2 protein-coding genes are annotated in these 1,159 nt (G+C 45.2%); both read right to left on the bottom strand.

Translation table 11 applies throughout. The annotated features are described in order from the left end of the window. On the bottom strand, window positions 1–148 hold a 148-nt coding region (locus tag A3735_RS28790), incomplete at its 3' end, for a prepilin-type N-terminal cleavage/methylation domain-containing protein (RefSeq protein ID WP_156499546.1). Window positions 149–150: 2 nt separating this feature from the next. Further along, on the bottom strand, window positions 151–1,159 hold a 1,009-nt coding region (locus A3735_RS30635), incomplete at its 5' end, for a hypothetical protein (protein ID WP_197485778.1).

Here is a 1,159-nt window from a genome sequence, read left to right as displayed (position 1 = left end):
GAGCTTCAGAGCGTTTGGAACTCTTTACGTTATCCTGATATGACGGGTACGCGATAGCAACTATGATAGCCACTATAGCCACCACTACCATTAATTCTATCAGCGTGAAGCCCTTCTGCGAGCTATAACAATTCTTGCAGGTATACATATTTACTCCTCTTGAACCCAGTAGGTTCTAACAATTTTTCCTTCGCGATCAAGTGGATTGCACTCTGTACCAATACACAAAATGTCTTGGCCATCCACACGAAGTCTTTGTGGTGCGGTTGGTAATGATTGTGTCGTGAGCGTGCCAACTTCCCTATCGCTTGTGGTTAACTCAGAATCTAATCCGATACCGTCATAATTCTTAACCGGTGTCGCGTCAGCTATTTCGATATGGTAGAGGCGAGGAATACCGGAGCTAAAAATACAGCCGTTAGTACTTGCTGTGGGCTCGTAAGTGGTAAAGTAAACCGTTCCATCAATGGTTAAAGATGTCGCTAGCATTTTTTCGCCATCACGCGTAAAACGAATGAACCAACCCTGTTTTGGTAATATATCAGCACCGTTACCGTAGTATTCAGTATAGGCGGCTTCTTGGTTGGCTTCAGAGTTTTGGCCGCTTACGTCACCCAGGTTGTTATTCGTTGCGTCGTAAAGGTCATCCTCTATAAGTGCTGTATACTCGATAGAGCCGTCAAGGTTCTTTGGAGGTTCAAGTACGTCGGAGCTTTTTATCATATATAAACGGTCAACGACTTCATCATCAAGAGGGTGAGCTTGCCAGCCTGAACCAATGACAATAGCTAAGGTTAAGCTGCTGCTATCGCTTAGTACCGATACGTCAGGTGCATGGTAGAAACGTCTATTGTTTTCGGTTCCTGTATCGGACACACTGGCGATTACCCCCCCATGTACAGGAAGGGTACTAGAGCTGCTTCTATTGTTATCTATGTCGAAGCGCCAGACCTGTCCACCCATGTCGCCCACGTAAATTTGGTCAGCAATTCTGTCAGCGTTCACATCAATAGCCTTAACGTCTGATGGAATGCTATATTTCATATCACTAAAGTTAGAGGGGGTCGCGCTCCAGATTTTCTCTCCTGTCTCTGCGTCAACAATATAAACAGCTCGACCAATGGAATCTTCAGAGCGGGTTGTTGCTAGATCTTGATTG

This window comes from Oleiphilus sp. HI0061, from assembly GCF_001635675.1.
Note: the sequence above shows the minus strand (reverse complement) of the source record. Positions and strands in the feature narration are given on the sequence as shown.